General features: G+C 43.2%; 22 protein-coding genes. 4 read left to right on the top strand and 18 right to left on the bottom strand.

Features of this window, described 5'->3' with window-relative positions; translation table 11 throughout:
- Position 1: 1 nt before the first annotated feature.
- The 9 genes from KIH41_RS13415 to KIH41_RS13370 form a co-directional block, all read right to left on the bottom strand.
- Positions 2 to 2,050, bottom strand: a complete 2,049-nt coding sequence (locus KIH41_RS13415) for a M16 family metallopeptidase (protein ID WP_214162705.1) — start codon at positions 2,048 to 2,050, stop codon at positions 2 to 4.
- Positions 2,051 to 2,125: 75 nt separating this feature from the next.
- Positions 2,126 to 3,451 (bottom strand): M16 family metallopeptidase, encoded by a 1,326-nt coding sequence (locus tag KIH41_RS13410; protein WP_214162704.1) that lies wholly within the window; start codon positions 3,449 to 3,451, stop codon positions 2,126 to 2,128.
- A gap of 306 nt (positions 3,452 to 3,757) precedes the next feature.
- Entirely contained in the window at positions 3,758 to 4,636 is an 879-nt protein-coding gene (locus tag KIH41_RS13405; RefSeq protein WP_214162703.1) for a retropepsin-like aspartic protease, read from the bottom strand.
- Positions 4,620 to 4,763, bottom strand: a complete 144-nt coding sequence (locus KIH41_RS13400) for a hypothetical protein (RefSeq protein WP_214162702.1) — start codon at positions 4,761 to 4,763, stop codon at positions 4,620 to 4,622. Before KIH41_RS13400 ends, KIH41_RS13405 begins: the two co-directional genes overlap by 17 nt.
- Positions 4,764 to 5,817: 1,054 nt before the next feature.
- The gene (locus KIH41_RS13390) at positions 5,818 to 6,345 is read right to left on the bottom strand and encodes a CPBP family intramembrane glutamic endopeptidase (protein ID WP_214162700.1); all 528 of its coding nucleotides are present in this window, start codon (positions 6,343 to 6,345) and stop codon (positions 5,818 to 5,820) included.
- A gap of 118 nt (positions 6,346 to 6,463) precedes the next feature.
- Positions 6,464 to 6,823: a hypothetical protein gene (locus KIH41_RS13385; RefSeq protein ID WP_214162699.1), complete on the bottom strand. Its 360-nt coding sequence runs from the start codon at positions 6,821 to 6,823 to the stop codon at positions 6,464 to 6,466.
- A gap of 17 nt (positions 6,824 to 6,840) precedes the next feature.
- Complete coding sequence (locus tag KIH41_RS13380; protein ID WP_214162698.1) at positions 6,841 to 7,413, bottom strand: hypothetical protein; 573 nt, start codon at positions 7,411 to 7,413, stop codon at positions 6,841 to 6,843.
- A gap of 542 nt (positions 7,414 to 7,955) precedes the next feature.
- The gene (locus tag KIH41_RS13375; RefSeq protein ID WP_214162697.1) at positions 7,956 to 8,156 is read right to left on the bottom strand and encodes a hypothetical protein; all 201 of its coding nucleotides are present in this window, start codon (positions 8,154 to 8,156) and stop codon (positions 7,956 to 7,958) included.
- A 145-nt stretch (positions 8,157 to 8,301) separates the two neighbouring features.
- Complete coding sequence (locus KIH41_RS13370) at positions 8,302 to 8,994, bottom strand: CPBP family glutamic-type intramembrane protease (RefSeq protein ID WP_214162696.1); 693 nt, start codon at positions 8,992 to 8,994, stop codon at positions 8,302 to 8,304.
- 761 nt (positions 8,995 to 9,755) lie between these two features.
- On the opposite strand from KIH41_RS13370, the gene KIH41_RS13365 reads away from it, so the two are divergent.
- The 4 genes from KIH41_RS13365 to KIH41_RS13350 all read left to right on the top strand — a co-directional run bounded on the left by KIH41_RS13365 (position 9,756) and on the right by KIH41_RS13350 (position 13,330).
- Positions 9,756 to 10,889 (top strand): DEAD/DEAH box helicase, encoded by a 1,134-nt coding sequence (locus KIH41_RS13365; RefSeq protein WP_214162695.1) that lies wholly within the window; start codon positions 9,756 to 9,758, stop codon positions 10,887 to 10,889.
- Between the two features lie 199 nt (positions 10,890 to 11,088).
- Positions 11,089 to 12,720: a hypothetical protein gene (locus KIH41_RS13360; RefSeq protein WP_214162694.1), complete on the top strand. Its 1,632-nt coding sequence runs from the start codon at positions 11,089 to 11,091 to the stop codon at positions 12,718 to 12,720.
- A gap of 177 nt (positions 12,721 to 12,897) precedes the next feature.
- Positions 12,898 to 13,056, top strand: coding sequence for a DUF4160 domain-containing protein (locus tag KIH41_RS13355; RefSeq protein WP_214162693.1), 159 nt, complete (start codon positions 12,898 to 12,900; stop codon positions 13,054 to 13,056).
- A 7-nt stretch (positions 13,057 to 13,063) separates the two neighbouring features.
- On the top strand, positions 13,064 to 13,330 hold the full coding sequence (locus KIH41_RS13350; RefSeq protein WP_214162692.1) for a DUF2442 domain-containing protein: 267 nt from the start codon (positions 13,064 to 13,066) through the stop codon (positions 13,328 to 13,330).
- 110 nt (positions 13,331 to 13,440) lie between these two features.
- Here KIH41_RS13350 and KIH41_RS13345 read toward each other — a convergent pair whose 3' ends face one another.
- The 9 genes from KIH41_RS13345 to rimO all read right to left on the bottom strand — a co-directional run bounded on the left by KIH41_RS13345 (position 13,441) and on the right by rimO (position 20,186).
- Positions 13,441 to 13,593, bottom strand: coding sequence for a hypothetical protein (locus KIH41_RS13345; protein WP_214162691.1), 153 nt, complete (start codon positions 13,591 to 13,593; stop codon positions 13,441 to 13,443).
- Between the two features lie 720 nt (positions 13,594 to 14,313).
- Complete coding sequence (locus tag KIH41_RS13340; protein ID WP_214162690.1) at positions 14,314 to 14,553, bottom strand: hypothetical protein; 240 nt, start codon at positions 14,551 to 14,553, stop codon at positions 14,314 to 14,316.
- The gene (locus KIH41_RS13335; protein WP_214162689.1) at positions 14,540 to 14,692 is read right to left on the bottom strand and encodes a hypothetical protein; all 153 of its coding nucleotides are present in this window, start codon (positions 14,690 to 14,692) and stop codon (positions 14,540 to 14,542) included. Before KIH41_RS13335 ends, KIH41_RS13340 begins: the two co-directional genes overlap by 14 nt.
- A gap of 209 nt (positions 14,693 to 14,901) precedes the next feature.
- Entirely contained in the window at positions 14,902 to 15,093 is a 192-nt protein-coding gene (locus tag KIH41_RS13330; protein ID WP_214162688.1) for a hypothetical protein, read from the bottom strand.
- Positions 15,094 to 15,636: 543 nt separating this feature from the next.
- Positions 15,637 to 16,632 (bottom strand): adenosine kinase, encoded by a 996-nt coding sequence (locus tag KIH41_RS13325; protein ID WP_214162687.1) that lies wholly within the window; start codon positions 16,630 to 16,632, stop codon positions 15,637 to 15,639.
- Positions 16,633 to 16,933: 301 nt separating this feature from the next.
- Complete coding sequence (locus KIH41_RS13320; protein ID WP_214162686.1) at positions 16,934 to 18,100, bottom strand: hypothetical protein; 1,167 nt, start codon at positions 18,098 to 18,100, stop codon at positions 16,934 to 16,936.
- Between the two features lie 33 nt (positions 18,101 to 18,133).
- Complete coding sequence (locus KIH41_RS13315) at positions 18,134 to 18,466, bottom strand: type II toxin-antitoxin system RelE family toxin (RefSeq protein WP_213944619.1); 333 nt, start codon at positions 18,464 to 18,466, stop codon at positions 18,134 to 18,136.
- Entirely contained in the window at positions 18,463 to 18,678 is a 216-nt protein-coding gene (locus KIH41_RS13310) for a hypothetical protein (RefSeq protein ID WP_213944618.1), read from the bottom strand. Before KIH41_RS13310 ends, KIH41_RS13315 begins: the two co-directional genes overlap by 4 nt.
- Positions 18,679 to 18,869: 191 nt before the next feature.
- The gene (gene rimO / locus KIH41_RS13305) at positions 18,870 to 20,186 is read right to left on the bottom strand and encodes a 30S ribosomal protein S12 methylthiotransferase RimO (RefSeq protein ID WP_214162715.1); all 1,317 of its coding nucleotides are present in this window, start codon (positions 20,184 to 20,186) and stop codon (positions 18,870 to 18,872) included.
- Positions 20,187 to 20,457: the final 271 nt, after the last annotated feature.

Genomic DNA, 20,457 nt, shown 5'->3' with positions numbered 1-20,457 from the left:
TTTAATTAAAATCCGCTTCTGAAATTTCAGTATTTATTTCCAAAGATTCTACAACTGTTTTCAACGGTACCGGAATCTGTGGGGATTTCATGGTGGAAACGGTCGGGAAAAACACGCCTTCATATTCCTCATACTCCTCATAAGTGGTGTCTCCGGCCATTGGATTTTCATTTCTAAGCTTCAAACCATCCTCCACAGAGTAGTAGTTTACAATTTCAGAGCCAGTTGGGTTTCTGATGATCACTTTATAGGCATCCTTGCCTTCGACGTCAGCCACTCCGTCCACTTCCATGGTGTAGCCCATTTCTTCATAGTGAAGCTCTGGGAAGATAAACATGCTCATCTTTACCGCTTCAAACTGCTCGTCGTTTAGCTCCTGGCTTTGGCCCATGGCCGTCACCTTGGCTTTGCCGTCTTTGATCACCGTACGGGAAGCCACGTTACCCATCATTTCCACGCTTTGGGCAAACTGACGGTTTGGCTCATCATGGATAGAGGTCAGGTTCAATTTCATGCCCTGCACTTCTGCTGAGCTTGTAATTTTGGCAGTTTCCACTTTCTCCACATTCTCACGACCACCGATCGCCTCAATATATTTCTCGAAAATCTCCTCAACGGTAATATCTTCATTAGCCATTTCTACTTCTCTAGCCGGATCGCCCATGTTGTTGTACATCTTGATCTCGCCAAACTGGCTCAACCCGTCTTTGATGCCAGAACCATTACCCACTACCGTGATATATAATCCTTCAGGGTTCAAATATTTTTTGGCAGCCTGATTCACATCCTCAACCGTGATGTCATTCAATCTTTGCAAATAAGTGGCATAGAAGTCGGCAGGCAAGCCATAGCGCTCTGTATTGATGGCGAAATTGGCAATCGTAGAAGGGCTCTCCAGCGAACGACCGAAGCTTCCGCTCAAGTTGGCCTTGGCAGACTCAAGCTCTTCTTCGGTCACGCCCTTGTCCACGATATTGCGGATTTCGTAAAGCATCTCGTATACTGCACTGTCAGTAACTTCTGACCTTACGGAAGCCCTAGCAGAAAACCTGGTAATTAATTTATCGGATCCTATTGAGGAGTAAGCCCCATAGGTATAGCCTTTGTCTTCACGAAGGTTCATAAACAACCTTGAAGAAGCACCCCCGCCCAGGATATAATCCAAAACCTGTGTACTCAAATAGTCATCATTAGTGATATGCATTTTAACTGGGTGCGTGATATTGATGACAGACTGTACGGATGCAGAACGGTCCACTAAGGCTACATTTATTCCTTCAGGCTTGGAAGGATTTTCGTAATCAAAGGAAGGCACCTCTTTTTTCTCCCATTTGCTGAAGTATTGCTTCACCAGTTTTTCGGCTTCAGCCTTGTCGATATCACCTACGATAGCCAAGTAAGCAATATTTGGCCTAAAGAAGGTTTCATGATAGGCCTTGATATCGGCTAACTGGATATTCTTTGTACTTTCTTCAGTTTGGACCTGTCCATAAGGGTGGTTTTTACCGAAATTAACTGCGCCAACTAGTCTGCCAGAGATAGCATCGGGATCGTCCTTGTTGGTAGCCAGGCCGGTCAAAGCCTGCTTTTTCTGCTTTTCCAGCTCTTCGGCTGGGAACACCGGATTGTATAGCACGTCGGTCATCAACTCCAACACCTTCTCCTGGTGCTGCTTAAGCGAAGAACCAAAAATCGAGGTAGAGGAAGCTCTCAAGCTAGCGCCGATAAAGTCCACCTCTTCGTCCAGCTGATCCTTGGTCCTGTTTTTTGTACCGGCAGTCATCATTTCTCCAACAAAACCAGTTAAACCAGCCTTGTCTCCCTCAAATATGGGATCCCTGTCCAAAACTAGCGAAAATGCAACCCTAGGCAGCTTCCTGTTTTCTACTACAAATACCTTCAAGCCATTGGCTAGGGTAAAGGTTTCAGCCTCGCCAATCTTAATCTCCGGCGCAGGACCCGGTTCCGGATATTTACTCCTGTCCACCTGAGCAAATCCTGCCTGAACTACAAGCAGGCTAAAAACGAAATATATAAAGATTTTTTTCATAACTGTATCTTCTGTCGCTCCCTTAGCCAGCAGCAAAATGACCTGCATTTGGATTTGGAAAGCATGTGTTGTTGATTATTCTCCTTGTTGGGCAGATTTAGGAAGGTAATGAAGTACCACTCGGCCATCCAAGGTCAGGTAGTTATTGGCAACCCGCTGGATATCATCCCTGGTCACGGCTCTATACTTATCCAACTCCCGGTTGATATAATCCGTGTCGCCATAGAAAACCTTAGCTTCAGCCAAGTTCTGAGCGATTCCTGCCATGGAGGAATTCTTGCTTACCAAATTGTTTTCAATGATGTTCTGCAGTTTCTGAAAATCCCTTTCGGAGATACCTTCTGCTTTTACCTGCGTGAGTATATTATCTATCTCACGTTCCAAGTCATCGGCTGCTACACCCATGTTGGTGATGCCATACATGATGAAGATACCGCCATCCTCAAGATCCAAAGGCATTGCCGCCACAGCCAAAGCCTTTTGCTGCTTATCCACCAACTCCTTTGTCATCAGGGAGGATTTGCCACCTGTCAAGTAAGTAGATAACATATCCAAGGCATAAGAATCGTTATTGGTTTTCTTAGGCAAATTGTAGGCCTGGATCACCGCTGGGATTTGGATGTTGTCATAGATCACATCCCTGGTCTCAGTAGTTTTTCTTGGCTCGTTCACATTCGGCCTTCTCACTTCTCCGCCTTTTGGCACTTCAGAGAAATACATCCTCACCCACTCCTCAGCTTGATCGTATTCGATGTCACCGGCGATGGTCAAGGTTGCATTGTTGGGAACATAGAAGTCTTTGTAAAACTGCAGGAACTCATCCAAGGAGGCTGCATTCAAATGGTCCAATGAACCTATTGGTGCCCATTGGTAAGGGTGCTCGGAATAAGCCCTAGCCAAGGTTTCCAGAAGGATGGTACCGTATGGCCGATTATCATAACTTTGTCTTTTTTCCTCTTTGACCACTTCCCTTTGGGTCTCTACCCCTACCTCATCGATTTTTGCATGCAACATCCTTTCACTTTCCATGTACAAGGCCAACTCAAGTTTATTCGAGGGCAAGGTTTGGTAATAATAGGTAATGTCACTTGATGTAAAAGCATTGAATGTTCCTCCTGAGGACTGGATTTTGTTCATGTACTCACCACGGCCCATGTTTTCGGAACCTTCAAAAAGCAGGTGCTCGAAGAAGTGGGCAAAACCGGTCCGCTCCGGATCCTCGTTTTTGGAACCTACATGGTAAAGCACCGATGCAGTTACAATAGGCGTACTGTTGTCCTGATGCATGATGACATGCAGGCCATTGTCCAAGGTAAATTCCTTGAACTCGATCTTGTTCTGTGCCATCGTGGAAACGCATAGCAATCCACTGAGTAGCGTCAAAAGCGTGAACTTTCTCATAAAATATAAATTGATTTGAAATTTGCTCTTTGAGACGGTATGTAAAACATTAATCTATTCATACGAAATTTTTGTTCCCCATGTGCAGGAACCGTTAAAAATTGGGCGGAAAAGTAAGGCAATTCCCCCATATGGACAAATTTTGAAATGGTTTTGACTTAAAAAAATTAAGCCATTAGTTCGACATGTGCCATAACTGGACACTCCATGTGCCAATGCGTACATTTTCGGACAGGAGATTTTAATGGGAATAAGAGAATCCCTCCTTGGGTTATTATTAAGTTGGTGAGCCAATCCCGATTCCATTCATTTACGGAGATAAATATTCGACGAAAATGGATCAAATACAAAACTGTGGAAATGGTGGATGAACCCTACTCCCAAAAATTCCATGGGCAATAGGGGCTCCGGAGCATAACGGATTGGCACATGCTCAAAGGGTTGCCCAAACAAGAATAACTCATCGGCCATGTAATGATAGATGAGCTGATTCTCTTCTCCAAAAACTGACTTCTGCCTATTCGTCTCCTTTTCCAGCTTAAGCTTCTTGCTTACCGGCTCTTGATTCACGAAAAGAAAGCCACTGAAGCCGGTATCAAAAAACAGGGAATCCGATTCAAACAGATCCGTGCTTATGGTCAAATATGGATATCCCGAAGATTTTCGCTTTTTGAAAGGTATTTGAATCGAATTAACTTCCGGCTCAATAGGGCCATCATAAAGATGGAACTGTTTCCTTTTTAGGTCAAAGTCCCAAGCCAACAGGTTAATTAAATTTAACCCGAGGATGCCATCAAGATTGGAATCTACAAAAGTGGCATTTTCCATGTCTATCACCACTGCCTCCACATTGTTGACAGTCCATTTTCCAACCTGTAGTTTGGGTATATTGACGGTTGTCGATGACCGGCCATTTACCTTTATAGCCTTAAGCGTATCCAAAGCTAACTCGTCTGCCAATTCCTTTGAAATTACGGTAGCCTCCGCTCCTGTATCGAAAACAAAGTTTGCTCCCCTTCCCTCAAGCACGCTTACAGGAACTATAATTAACCCATCCTCATCTATTTCAAAAGAAGAGGCCTCGTTGCCCGAACAGGAAACAAGGAAAAAGACAAAAAGCAGCAATACCGAAAAGAAGTTCTTTCTTGAACTTACTGCCCTATCTACTTTAATCCTTCTGAGCATTATTTTCAATATGCGCCCTTAATTTCCCTATCATATACCCTCCATTGTAGGCCACCACAAAGGCAATTAACAGGATCACTACGATGCTCGCAATGATTCCGGTTTTGGATTTTGCTTTTTCTTTCATAACTGATTTCATTAGGCTTCTTTTCTACTCTTTAGCAAAGCTGCACCGGCTATTGCGACCCAAACTGCAGCATGTAGTATTTTTCCGTTATATAGAAGGATTACGATTAAAAACGAAAAGGCTGTAATGAGAAGCTGATTTGTTTTGGATTTTGGATTCATAAACCGCTCTGCTCTCTTTTTCGACTATACCGCCAGAATGCATTCAGACAAACAATCGTAAGGGCTAAGTTATACAAAATGTAAACCGTCATACTGACTTCCACCGACCCTAGAATCCTAAGCGAATCTGATTCCTCCCATACACAAAAGAAGAGGACGTTGATTAAATTATATAAGTAACCAAGACCGAACAATAACATTAGATATCCAATAAATTTCATACTTTAAACATTAAATATTTTTACTCTAAATTTAAGTCAATACAGTGGACTTAAAAAATATTGCTAAAAAAGCCAATAGGTTGTTACTCGAATGAAGCAGTAATCCATACCTGAACCCATGTCGAATTCTGATAATGCCAAATATTAAACCTGAAAAAAAGTGTTTAATCAAAGGTATGAATGAAAACAACACTATATGAGAGCTGAAATAGACACCATAATGCACAAGAGCAAAACCCACACTAGAAGCTATTAATAAATACTTACTATTTATCCTGGATTGCCATTGAGAGCTAACATTCAATTTTTTGTTGAGCAAAATGAAAAGGGAAACTGACAGCAGTATAGTCAAACTGGTGTAAATAAACCTTTGGGAATCTAAATCAATATAATGGCTGGATATTAAATAAACGATTAAAGTGCTCAGGAAAGAAACTCCAAAAAGCAATCTATTCTTAGTAGGCTTTAAGAATAGCCTGAATGATGTTTCTTCAAAAAATGGAAAAAAGATTACTAGATAATAAAATATTCCGACCGTATAAATATCCCATCCCAATTTTAAATGACTGTTATTTATTCCTTCCTGCAACAATCCAAGACTAACCAAATGCTGAATTGGAAAATGCATTAACAGATGGCTCAGAAAGAGAATAGATAAATACTTTAGAATCTTCATACTCCACCTGTCACAATTACCTGTTGAAGAAAGGCCAATAATACCACAATCAAATTATTCCCAAAATGAAAACCCATCGCAGCCCATAAACTGTACTTGACGGCGGCATATCCAAAAAACAGCCCCCCGGTCAACCTTGGCAATAAGCCCAAGTAACTATTCAAGTCCCAGGTCTCGTAATTATGGATATGCCCAACAGAGAACAGCAAGGCCATCAGGACAATCATTAGCAGGCTGTTCATCCTGATAAAAGATTTTATGCTTGAATAGAACAAAAAGCTTGACATCCCTACTAATAAACTTATCACCATAATCATATTCGTCCCGAGGGGAAGTTTGAAAAGGGTAATGCCTACGAAAACCACCACAGGTATATAAACCATGCTCCAATACCTGTTTTTCCCAAACATAAAAACTCCTCGAAATACAAATTCCTCTATTACCGGAACCAGGACCAACAAGACGAAAACCCCATTCAAGGTCAACATTGCATAATCAGACTCTTCACCCAAGGGTTTATTCAAAAGCCACAGTTTTGACAAAATGAACCCAATATTAAATAGGACTATAGAGATAAAAACCTTCACATCAAACGCAAAAGGTTTTTCAAATCCTCTCTCCAATAGATTTAAGGTAGCCTTCTTAACTGTTACTACCATACCTAGGAAAAAGACAAAATACTCGCTCCAATAGCCACATTTCCACCTTGATTAATATTACTCCCAAAAGAGATCCTGCTACAAGATGGTAAATATGTACTTGTTCATTGGCTGACAATGAAAATACATGAAACAGAACCAAGGCAGAAAGCGGATATACATACTGAACCAATTCATGCTTGGTTTTCAAAGCATTGGGCCTAAAAGTAAACATGATCGCAAACATCAACCCGTACCCCATATAAAACCAGTAACTACCCATTAGATTGGATAGCCAATCATGATAAATAATACCTATAAGAACAAGGCCAATATTGATGATTACTAAAACCCTCTCTTTCATACAGATTAACTATTAACTCAACAATTATTTAAACTTCCAACCTGGGGCTGAAAGGCTTTCCCATGCTCTAAATACACCTTAGCCTCTCTAGCGGGGATTTTCCGAAGACCCGCCTCGTCCTCTAGGAAATAGCTTTCGGAATTGACCACATCATTCATGAATACAATTCCCAAAGGCAAACCGATAGGGATGCCGTATTCAAATCCGACAAGGGCACTGAGGGCCACCGTCATCCCGGTTATAAACCCGAATTTGGGCAGGAAATTAAACCTTTTGCGCTCGTACAGCTTTTCCTCCCCATCGGTAAGCTGTCGAAGCCACACCTGCCGGTTGCCAACCTTTTTCTGCTCCAGCATGAGGGTATCTCCCTCACTGATAAATGCCAGGTAATCATAATCCATTACGTTCATCCTTTCCCGCTCCCCCTCCTGCTCAATCCGCAGGTTTCGGATGTTGGAGTAGTATTTGGGAACCGATCGTACTGATGATACCTGTTCCTCCCCGTTCACCGTCAGGTACAACACTTTGCATTGGGAGTAGCCGGGGACAGCCAGGCAAAAAAGAAGGAGAAAGTAAATTAGTTTTTGCACAAATCCGAACCTAATCATTAATCCTGCTCCTTTGAAAATTAACCCTCTGTTGGAGGACGCTAATTACCATTGACACCAGAGCCCTGATAGCAGTTGATACCACCCCTTGGCTTTCCACCCATTCATTCCAAGAGCGGTTTCGCAATACAATTTCAATGAATGCATCAATTATATGGAAGCCAACAAAAATTACTAAAGCCCCAAAAGCAATTTTGGGAAGCATATTGAACAATTTATTTTTCATAAATTTCTTCCTTTAGTTAAAACATTCATTAGCCCAACCATACGCCAAGGAAAATCCCAAAGCGCTTACCTAAACTGAAAATAAAATAGGTAGACACCATAATTAAAATCCCTTTCAATAAGACGAGTCTGAATCTGTTCTTAAGCTGCACATTCATAAAATCCAAATCAATTATAATCTCGCTTTATACCAAACCAAACCCCAATAAAAACCCCAAGAAGAAATGCCGCAAGCCATACCATATGCATAACCCTCATCACCTTAGACGGAAAAACTTTCATCAGAAACCTTTGTACCATCATGCTTGCTCGATGTTAATATTGTAATATTGAATACCGTGGTAAATTATATACATAGCCACTACAGTGGAAATAATCAACATGGGGTAGTATATCATCCTAAACCAGGTTTTCTTCTTGATTTCCCAATTGGAAAACATTATTATCATGACTATCAGGTTTAGTGGAGCCCATATCATCATAATGTGTACTGCACTCATACTTGTTATGGTTTCCATTCCCTTTTAAGAAGCAAATACGTAATAAATCATTGCGGCAATTGCTCCTACGGTCACTCCATAGGCCATATCATTATAAAAGCTTTTCCTTACTTCCATTATTTCAAGCGTATTAAATTTCATATCATTACTCAAACCCAAACACCACCGCGGGTATTACAAGAACCGCATTGTATGCTGCATGGAAATAAATTGCCTTCCACATTCCGTAATGAAGCCTAATGAAGCCCAGCAGCAGGCCCAAAGCAAACTGTATCCCCACTAGAAAGGGGACCCAGTAGAAATTGCTGACCCAATCGAATTCGCGGAAATTATCCATATGCACAAGACCAAACAAAATGGCTGACACATAAACCACCAGGTGAAGGGGCACATCTTTCTTCAAAGAAACCATGACAAACAGGCTGATAAAATAAAGGGCCAAAATCGCCGCAAGCCACCATATCTCGGCAGCCAGCATTAAGGACAATACCAGTCCCCATACAAAAGCCCCCCTTTTCAAACTCAAATGGTAGCGGAAGGCAGTCTCCTCCAGCAATGGGGCGAGGATTATCACCGCAACCATTACCAGTACCTTATGATCCCTAAGCATTTCTTCAATCACATGGTCAAACTGCCCCGCCCCGGCCAGTTCCAAGACCAGACCATATGGCACCACGGCTACCAGAGCCGCGCCAAGCAGGAGCAGAAAATTGAAAGGGGAAAGCGGTGGCACCGTATCTAGTATCCTAGGTTTTTTCAGGAAAGATTGGAAGCTGACAAATATGGGCGCAACCTTACTCCTTGATCCCTTTGGCTCTTTTTGGACAGATAAACTCATAATTAATATTTTAAAACGCCGCTGTTAAAACGAGCTATATCCATCTTGGAACCCCCTTTGAAACCGTTCATAAACTGCTCCCAGTAAATGATTAAATACATTACAAACAAAAGCGTCGCCCCCAGTAGGGAATACCATACTCTCTTTTTCATTTTTTTCTTTTGGTGAATCACTGATACCAGTGGGTTTTTACTTCGTTTTCATAATGGCCCTATTGAATCAATTGCCATCTCCAATATTATCAAACCAAACTAAAACATCCTAACATCACCTATTTCAACCCTATTGAAATCACCTAAAATATACGCTGACAAAAACCTTTTATAACCCACTCAATATATTTCAAATGCAGTTAAATGCTTTTGAAGCAATGGCGAAAAATTATTGGAAATATTTAACCACTTAAAACCGCAAAATAATATTTGGTGCAAAAATACCCCAATCGCGGTATTGCAACTAATTTCAAAAATGTTAGGCTTGAAGTTAAGATTTAAATGGCTTTCGGAAAGAAAGGGGACACCCGCCACGGCGGCCAGGCGGAGTTTAAAAGGGAGTTTCACAGAGTTTTTCTCCTTCGCGGCAGATCGTTTTCTTTTTCTCCGTGAAGGAGCCTTTCCCGATCCGCTACGCTACTCGGGACAAGTAGTGCAACTTGGTGGAAGCTTTGTGTCCTTTGTGACCCATTTGCTTCCGTGATGAAGCCAGTTCTTAAAGCTCTTCTCTTATTTTTTTACGTTATCTTTGTTCCAAACACACATTCCATGACATTCTCTTCCCTGGGGCTATCCCCGCAGATACTTGAGGCTATTCAGAAGGCCCAATACGAAAAACCTTACCCCATACAGCAGCAGGCCATTCCTGCGATTCTAAATGGGAAAGACGTACTCGGGCTGGCGCCCACAGGTTCGGGTAAGACGGCCTCCTATGTGCTGCCTATTCTGCACAAGCTTCAAAAAAGGGACTCCGCACAGGGGAGGGATATCCCGGTGTTGGTGATTGTCCCCACCCGGGAGCTGGCCGCACAGGTGCAGGAAGTGGTCAAAACCTTTTCAGCCCACCTGCCTCGCAAGGTAAAAAGCATGGCGGTGTTTGGCGGGGTGTCCATCAATCCCCAAATGATGAAACTACATGGCACGGATATCCTGGTAGCCACCCCCGGCAGGCTCCTCGACCTGTTGTCCAAAAAAGCCATCCACCTGGACCAACTGGATACCCTTGTCCTTGATGAGGCCGATAAGGTCCTCAATTTGGGATTCAAACTGGAGGTGGATGAGATCCTTTCCCGCCTGCCTAGGAAGCGTCAAAACATACTTTTCTCGGCGACCATGGATGAGGCCGTGGAGAAGCTGATTGACAAACTACTGCACAAGCCGGTCAAAATTGAAGCGGAACCGGAGACGGTGTCACCGGACCAGATCACCCAAACGGCCTACCTGGTGAGCCAAGAAAAGAAAGGTCCCCTGCTAAGACACCTAATCGCTACCGGGGACTGGAAGCAGGTGCTGGTTTTTGCCTCCTCCAAAAGAACCGCCGACAACCTGGCGGCAAAACTCAGCAAGCACGGTATTCATGCCATGGCTTTTCATGGGGACAAAAGTCAGGGAGGCCGAACCGAGGCCCTCAAGCAATTTAAAGCCGGAGCCTTACAGGTACTGGTGGCCACAGATCTGGCCGCTCGGGGTATCGACATCAAGGACTTGCCCTATGTGGTAAACTACGAACTCCCCCGCTCCCCCAAGGACTACATTCACCGGATAGGCCGCACGGGCCGTGCCGGTGCTGAAGGGGAGGCAATTTCCCTTATCACCGAAGAGGACCGCCACCATTTTAAGGTTATTCAGAAAAAGATGGGGAGAATGGTGGAGCTGGTTGATGCGGAGAACCTGGGGATTTGAATATTGGGTTAGGGGTTTATGTCCCGATTGGCGCTGGCGCGCATCGGGACGGGTTAGAGGTTTAGGTAATTCCGCGCATCGCGACTAAACGCCTAAACCTCCCGCAACGCGAAGCGTCAAGAAATAAACTTCTAAACCTTCGTAAACCCAACTATTTTTAGTTTACATCCGTAAACAATATGAATCCTTCCTTTTTTACATGAAAAGATTTCTTTCACTCCTATTGCTTCTCTTATTTTCCGGAGCATCTTTTGGGCAGACACAGTTGACAGAGCAGACCAATGTTGCCATTCGAAACAACGAACCCAACTTTCAGCTTCTCACCACCAAAAGTAAAGTTATCGGGTTCAGGATGATATCGGAACAACAGTTGATGAGTCAGCAACGCACGGTTCAGGTGCTGGTGGCTGATAAAAACCTGGAATTGGAGTCCACGGTGACTTTTGATCTACATCCACTCGAAAACCTCAAAGCGGTTGATCTGGACGGGGACAATCTTTATTTCCTTTCCTTCTATCTTCAAAAAGATTACCTGATTAGAGAAAGGCATATTTACCAGTTTAACATTCGCACCCAGCAACTGGCCAAGCATGAGATAAAAGGCCTCTCACCGGTGTACTACCCCAACTTCCGCCTCGACAAATCCCCTGCCGGTGGCCGGATCAATCAGGTCGGGGAAATGGGTTTTAATGCTTTTCAGGTGATGGACGGCAAGGTTTTAATGGCCGGCATGGCTGACAATATTCTATTGCTCCAGGTTTTTGACTTAGAAACCCAAAAAGTGGCAAAAGAAAAGTTTGTTCAGGCAGACCTTCAACTACAATATTTCCAGAAAAACGCCAGCTCCAAAACGCTCTTTGTGGGTGTGCAGCACAATGATCCCAAAGGGATTAATATGCTGACACATTTTGAATTTGACACCGATGGGCAATTGATTCAGGACTTTTCTGTGACACCCTGGCAGGATAAGGCTACAGTGACCCGCAACATGCAGTTTATCGGCAATCCCTATGAAAAGCATTTTTTAGGTCTATATGGACCGAGGAGGAATGAGGTTTTTGAAGGCTTGTACCTCTACCGAAAGGAGTCTGTAGGCAGTGAGGAGCTGTTCGATTACAATTTCACCAGTTTGACTAGCTTCCATGACCACTTGGCATCAGATGCCAAGACAATCAAAACCCGGCAGGTACAGAGAAACCAAAAGCGCAGCCGCCCCACGCCTGTCAGAAACAATATTTTGATCAACAGTTTTGAGCATCAGGATGCGGGATATCTGGTGTACCTCAACCAATACCGCCACAACAACAACCCGGTGATCAATTACAACATCAACCAATACCTGAGGTTTTATAGCAACAGCCAGGTGGACAACTTTGACAGGTACAGCCCGATCTTACCACCCAACCTGCAGACACCCCACACCCCTTCCTTTTCGCGGGTTCCTAGGGAGTTTACTTACTTGAGCGGGCAATTTGTACACTTGGATGAAGATGCCAACCTGTTGTGGCACGTTTCCGTCCCTTTTCCCCAAACCAACCAATACAGATCCTTGCCACTGGCAAGCTACCACTGGAATGCCCATAGCTTAAGCTACCTGATGCTGAGCGAGGACAAGCTGTTTGCCAGCAGATTTACCGAGGGAACGCCCGCGTATGTCAACAAGGCAGTAGAGCTTTCGGAAATCATCGAAGAATCAGGCAATATTTCTAAAAGGACCTTGGCCCTGCAGCATCTCGAAGACCACAGTTACATCCTTTCTGGCCAAAAGAGAATCAGCGAAAACGGCGAAAGCAAACAGGTTTTCTTTATGAAGAGGATTGAAGTGGAGTAAGGGTTGGTTGGCCACAAAGGCCTGAGTGGCTAATTTTAGCAGATTGGGAAGTTACTTTTTACGAAGACTTACTATGCAATCTCATGTTTAGAAGTTTTTTTAGACTTCATTTTTTTTTTAATCATTACCAAAACTTTTATGCCAGAACTCAGCCGATTCTATGAAGTAGTAATTTAAATGTTTATTAAAGATCACAACCCACCACATTTTCATGCAAAATATGGAGATTCTAAAGGAATTTTTGGAATTGAGACAGGTGAAATCTTAGAAGGCGAACTACCCAAGAAAACTGTTCGTTTAAATCCAAATTTACACAAAATCAAACCATTAACTTAAAGTAACCATGCATTCAGTAAAGGAAATTATCGAAATCCAAGACTTTACCATTACATTAAAATTTGAAAATGATGAACTACGTCAAAAGGATCTTTATGACAGCATTCACCGTTGGGGAAAAGAGCCCGGTTCCAAATTATCAGAACTCAAGGATCCAACAGTTTTCAAAAAGGCCAACATTGATCCAGAATTAGAAACTCTGATATGGGATAACGGATTGGACCTTTGCCTCGATGTTCTTTTTGATATGAGTGAGAAAATGGTGGAAAATTAAGATTAATACCAAATAGAAAACCTCTCTCTAAGTTCAATTCTTGAACTTTCAGACTTGTCCATAAAATAAGCTATGTCTAGGCCTACTAAAAACCCGATTCCCAAGTAAGTTTAAAAATCGGAAAAAAACTTCAAGTTAGTCCAGGCCGCTCCCCAGTCACTATTGTAATAGATCCCTTCCAAATACCTGAAGATTTGATGCCCAATGGCATATATCACTGAAATGTAAATAGCCAGTCGGTAATCGGATTTATTGAACTTCATTTAGATAAACTCTTTTTCGCTTTAGAAGACCTAAATACAAAAATGGAATACTTCATTAAGACAATAAAAGTTAGCGCATATGTTAAAAAATACACATACTTGTTGACTTTAAAGTTGAATATTTCAAATGTTTTCGTTGGGTCATTTAAGGCTACCTCAAAAGCTCGATAACCAAATTGAAGTGCAAGTAAAGCATAAACTGTCGCTTTCAAATATTTCATATCCCATTAATAGTTTTTCCTAAAAAGCAGCTCTTCAGCGCCTCCAGCGTTGTCAAATATCACTCTCTTATTATCCATGGGATCCACCCAAGGTTACTCAAATTGAAGCCCTCCAGGCTTCTTAACTAGTGAAACTTACCACCCAACCCCAGCGGGGTGGAATATAAATAACCTCCGGTGCAACCGGGGGACCGCCACATCTTTATTACCACCAACAACTCTGAAAGGGTTGAATATCGCCTAGTATAGGCAATACCAGATTCCTAAAGAGCCGCTGTTCAACGCCTCCAGCATTGCCAAATAAAAGTCTCTTGCTATCCATGGGTTCCACCCATGGTTACTCAAATTGAAGCCCTTCAGGCTTCTTCACTAGTGGAAGTTATAGTCCAACCCCAGCGGGGTTGAATGTGAATAACCCCCGGTGCAACCGGGGGATCGCTATATCTTCACCTCCCCAACAACCCAGAAAGGGTTGAACATCTTACGAATATGCTTCATGCTATCTTTCGTCCGATTTCAACCTTTTTACAAAAGCTACCCCAGCCAATCCAACGCCTATGACAGAAAAAGCAGGCCCCAGAAGCCCAAGCGTTGACATTACCTCGCCCATCGGCTCAGCTTTCAGTTCATAAAACCTTATCCCAAAGAAAACTAATTGGACTGCACAAAGCAGAAAACAAATGGCAGCCATTCCTTTGTTAAATCCTATGCTCATTCTTAAACTATCATCTTTTATCATTTTGCTGCTCTTTTTGGGCCGGAGGCTCACCCTTAAGCCCCCTTTTAAAATCTCCCCAACTCCCGGTAATGGTCAATCCAACAATTATCGTTATGGCAATAATCAGCACGTTGACCCATGTCAATTGTTTCTTTTTCATATTTAACAAACCTCTATCTTTTCCTTCAGATATTTTCTTCGGAAGGGTATATCAAATTTCCATAGCAGCAACCCAACCAGTCCCAAGTATGCAAACCTCCAATAATCAAGGGGCGCATTCTTAAAGATCAATGGATAAATTTCAATTAGAAAATACATGCAAAGCACCGTACAAAATTTCATCACAGGATTTCCCTTTCGGTCCATCAGTCATATCATAAAATACACCGCCGCCATTCTGATACCTGCTATCCCAGCACGGGAAAAATGAAGGTCAAAAATGTTGGTTTCAGTGATATAATCACCAAAAGAATGATTGAGCTTAAAACCTATAAACAGCAACAGAACCGTCCAAAACAGATGAACCCTCGTATAATAATCCACGTTCAAAATATTCTTCATACCCGAGCAAACAAAAACTAAAAGCCCTGTAAAATAGACCAACTAAAGTTTAGATGCAAATCATTTTTCCTAATTTGATCCGCAATGATACCAAAGGCCAATTTTCCCTTGATTGGCAGGACGGAAGACGGAAGAAAGATGTGAAAAAAAATGGCCACAAAGTCCACAAAGTTTTCACGAAGTTTCACAAAGGCCACTTCGCGGAGAAAAATTAAAGTCTTGAGAAAAAAGTGTCAAGTGAAATTAGGACGTGACAAAGTCCATCAAAGCGTTCACCCTTGTTTTTGGCTGTTTCTATTGCACATGTACATGTGCAGTAAAAACGGCTTTTGCACATCTACTTGTGCAGTCTGTGTAAAAGCAAAAAATCACCGGCCAAAAGACCGGTGATTTTTAAATTCTACTTTCATCTAAGGTGTCCAAAAACCCAACTAAAGCGTTGCGCCCGTTGCGTTTTCCGTTGCGCCCTCCCGATTCGCTTCGCTGCTCGGGACAGGTTTGCGAGAAATTATTCTCTAGATCAAAATGCGCCCTGTTTCCAATTTAAGGATTCAGCCTTGCCAAGATCTCCTTCGCCTCGTGCCACTTCAACCTTGGCCCAAACTGGCTCACAATCTTTGAGCTGGCCATGGAAGCCAACTTGCCGCTGGAAGCATAGCTGTGGCCGTTGGTGATGCCGTACATGAAGGCACCGGCAAACATATCACCCGCGCCATTGCTGTCAATTGCCTCGGTTTTGTAGGGCTCGATGTCGATGAAGGTGTCGCCATCCCAGATAATCGCACCATTTTTCCCTTGGGTGATGCAGAAGTGCTTGGCGGCTTTCTTCAGCTCCTCACGGGCATCCATCAGGTTGTCCTTACCGGTATAGATCATCGCCTCTTCCTCATTGGCAAAAAGCATGTCTACGCTATGGCCAATCACGTCGTCAAACCCTTCCTTGAAGTATTTCACCATAGCCGGATCGGAAAAGGTCATGGCCACTTTCACACCGTTGTTTTCTGCGATTTTCTTCGCCTGAAGCATGGCTGCCTTTCCATTTTCGGAAGTTACCAGGTAACCTTCGATATAGAGGTATTTGGAATCCTTGATTGCCGCTTCATTGACATCGGCCACTGAATAGTTTTGCGTTATCCCCAAAAAAGTATTCATGGTCCTTTCGGCATCCTCGGTTACCATCACCAGACATTTGCCGGTAATGCCTTCCTCCAACTTCTCAGGATTAAGGTTGTGGTCAACGCCTGATTCCTTCATGTCATCCATGAAGAAATGGCCCAGTTCATCATCGGCCACCTTGCAGCAGTAATAGGAATTACCACCAAACTGGCTCACGGCAATCACGGTGTTGGCGGCAGATCCACCGCACTGTTTTTTGGCCTCGGCCGTGTTAATTACGCGCATCAGGGCATTCTGGCGATCCTCATCCACCAGGGTCATCACTCCTTTTTCCACCCCGTTGTCAAGGAAAAACTTATCGGTAACTTTAAATTCAATATCCACAAGGGCATTCCCAATGCCGGTAACGTCGTATTTTTTCATTTTTGTTTTTTATAGTTAATGGGGTTAACCCAACAGAATAATCTCTAGTCTGTACTTTATTGTTCGTCTTTTCCTCACCTCGAGGCTCCATGTTTTAAAACACACCCTAAGCTATGACGAATGATTTCTCGCGGCGGCGCTGCGAAAATCGCTGCGACCGCTGCGAGAACTTTTATTCGTCATTAGTACCGGAACGGAGTGGAGAGGTCCCTTTACATTACAAGACCTCTCCACTGAGCTAGCGCTACGGTCGAGGTGACTACGATAATCACTTCTGGCATCGGTCATCCGACATCCCGCATCACTCAAAGATCCTATGCCTTTCAAAGGGCTTCTCCCTATCGAAGAGATACCTATAGGTATGATGCGTCTTATAAATCTCCGCATTCAACTGCTCGCATACCCGCATCATCTTGGGGTTAAAGTCCCCTATCCAGTTCATCTCAATAGTTTCATAACTGAAATTAGATTTACTAGCATATTGTTCGTTATACTCCATGATCATGGCGCTCTCCACACCTTTGCCCTGAAACTCGGGCACCACCCCAAACACCAATCCAAGCATTTTATTGGGCGGGTTAAAGGTTTTGTGCCACAAAAACTTTAGCTTTCCGATCAGATCCATCTTGCCATTTACATGCTTGAAAAGCTGATTCAGTTCGGGAATATTGATGAAGAAAGATATCGGCTCGCCTTTGTGAAACCCAAAATATATCAGGCGAACATCAATGATGGGTTTCATTTTGGTAAACATCAACTTGGTCTCCTTCAAGGTCAGGGATTTGCCCATATGCCTTGCCCAAGCTTTGTTGTAGACCTCCATAAAAAACTCCGGAGCTTTGGTCAAAATCTCGTCCTTGGTGATAGACCTAAACTCAAAGTCGGGACTACCGATAATTTTGTTGGCCCTTTCAATCATTTTGGGATCAAAATCTACCCCCCGGGTGGGCCTCATGTAGGTAAACTGTTTGAAGTAAACCTGGAAACCATAGGCCTCAAAGAACTCCCGGTAGTAGGCAAAATTCCAGGGCATGTTGTAGTTGGCCGGTGAGTATCCATCCACCAGTAGCCCCCACCACTTGTCTCTTTCGCCAAAATTGATCGGACCGTCCATGGCCTCCATGCCTTCCGATTGCAACCAATCCTTGGCAACGTCAAAGAGCATAAAAGCGGCTTTTTGGTCATTAGTAGATTCAAAGAAACCAATACCTCCAGTAGGTTGCTTCTCCTTCATTTTGGGATTGATAAAGGCTGCTATCCGGCCTATTGTCTCCCCCTGTTCATTGAGGAGCAGCCATCGCTTTGCTTTGGCGCCCTGCCTAAAAAGCTTGTTGGCATCCGGGTGGAATAGATTTTCTATATCCTTGTTAAGCGGACGAATCCAATTCTTTTCGTTTTTATAAAGCCTCACGGCCATTTCTATGAATTCTTTTTGAAGAGCGGGGCTGTTGACCTCTTTAAGGTTCATGAATAAATTGGGTTAAATAAAATTGAAAAGAAATTACTCAGGTTTTATTTTACTTAAGAGAGAAGTAATGAATGAGTCAGTTACTGATTCTTGCCCTGATTTGTCATAAATGGAAAGCAAATACACAGAATTTTCAGAGAGGGCTACGTGGGTTATCACCCGACCCCCTCCAGATTTCCCTTTACTCTTGCTCTTTATAGCTATTCGGATCTTGTAACAGTTTTTAAAAAGTGGTGCTCCTAGGTGAGGATTTTTCTCCAGGTTATCTATCAAATCATGAAATTCAGATTTGAGGGAGGGATACTTCTTGACCAACTTTTTAAGTTGCTTATCAAACTCTGGTAAAGTCTTTACCGAAATGCTCATAGTTCATCAAACAAATCCCTAGCATCTCGAGCTTTGATTTTCCCAGCCTTTGCATCCAGCATTTCTTTATAACCCTGAGCTACACTTTCGGCTATTATTTTGGATTCGGAAATATCTTCTGTCGCTGTAAACCTCACTTTCAAAGCTTTCAGGATTGCTTTTACAGTTTCAGACTGCTCCTCATTTATCGTTTCAATTACAATTACTCCCATAATATAAATTTAACGTTTTTCTTCAGAGTTTGTACAGGTATCACTAATGAACTCAAAAACCTGACAGGCTTCTGGATTCAACAAAAAAACCTACCAGGTTTAATCTATTTCACGAAAGCCTGGCAGGTTTCATAAATTTTTACACGCAGAAACTACAGAACAATCTGTGCAATTCGTTTAATCTGTGTTTTTTATTTTTCCACTACATCCCCATAAAGGTCAAACTCCGTCGCCTCAGTGATCTTCACATCCACAAAATCACCCACACGGCAATAATGCTTGGAAGCATCAATCAGCACTTCATTGTCTACCTCCACAGAATCATATTCAGTTCTTCCGACCCATTGGCCGTTTTCTTTTTTGTCCACCAATACCTTAAAGGTTTTCCCGATCTTTTCCTGGTTGAGGTCATAGCTGATCTGCTCCTGGATTTCCATCAGGTGGTTGGCACGTTCCTGCTTCACTTCTTCAGGGGTGCTGTCTTCCATGCTGTGTGCATGGGTATTTTCCTCATGGCTGTAGGTGAAGACTCCAAGCCTTTCAAATTTCATCCTTTCCACAAAATCCACCATTTCCTGATATTCCTTCTCCCCTTCACCAGGGTGTCCGGCGATCAAAGTAGTACGGATAGCAATGTCCGGCAAAATGTCACGGATGCTGTGGATCAAATCTTCCTGCTTTTCACGGCTGGTGCCCCTTCTCATAGCTTTTAGCACATCTGAGGAACCATGCTGCAACGGAATATCCAAATAGTTACAGATATTCGGTCTTTCCTTCATCACCTCGATGACATCCATCGGGAAGCCAGTTGGATAGGCATAATGCAAGCGGATCCAGTCGATGCCATCCACATCGGAAAGGGCTCTCATCAGGTCGGCCAGTCTTCTTTTCTTGTAAAGGTCCAACCCATAATAGGTGGAGTCCTGCGCAATAAGCAACAACTCTCTTGTTCCGTTGGCCGCTTTGTGCTCGGCTTCCTTCACCAGCTCCTCAATGGAACGGGACACGTGTCCGCCTCTCATCAAAGGAATAGCACAGAAGGAGCAGGGTCTGTCGCAGCCTTCGGATATCTTCATATAAGCGTAGTGGGAAGAATGCGTAAGCAGACGCTCCCCTACCAGCTCATGCTTGTAATCGGCCTTGAATTTTTTGAGTATGGCAGGAAGGTCACGGGTGCCGAAGAAGGCATCCACCTGTGGGATTTCCTTTTCCAGGTCATCCTTGTAGCGCTGAGATAGGCAGCCGGTCACATAGACCTTATCTACCAGCCCGCGCTCCTTGGCATCGGCATACTGCAGGATGGTGTCGATGGACTCCTGTTTGGCATTGTCGATAAACCCACAGGTATTAATAATGATGATATTGTTGTCTTGGGCACTCGACTCGTGGTTGGCATCGATGCCGTTGCCCTTGAGCTGGGTCAACAACACTTCGGAATCCACCAAATTTTTGGAGCATCCCATGGTGATGATGTTGACCTTATCTTTCTTTAATGTTCTCGCCTTCAAATCGTTCTTTCTAAATTTCATGCAAAAGTACAAAAAATAAAGCAATTCTCCCGTCTTCAGCCTTCCGGTCTTCGCTCTTCGCTCTTACATCCGACATCCGACATCTGACACCCAACATTAAACCAATATTACCCCAGTCACTTTAAACCTATTTAACTTAAATATTACTTAACGGTAAGTTTGCACAGGCCAATTTGGAAATAGCTACTTTTGAATACGTACAGCAAACGGACATTTTTTCAACTCCTTGCATTATTTTTTAGGCGTCGAT

The organism is Litoribacter ruber (assembly GCF_018500185.1).
Classification (GTDB): Bacteria; Bacteroidota; Bacteroidia; order Cytophagales; family Cyclobacteriaceae; genus Litoribacter; species Litoribacter ruber.
Note: the sequence above shows the minus strand (reverse complement) of the source record. Positions and strands in the feature narration are given on the sequence as shown.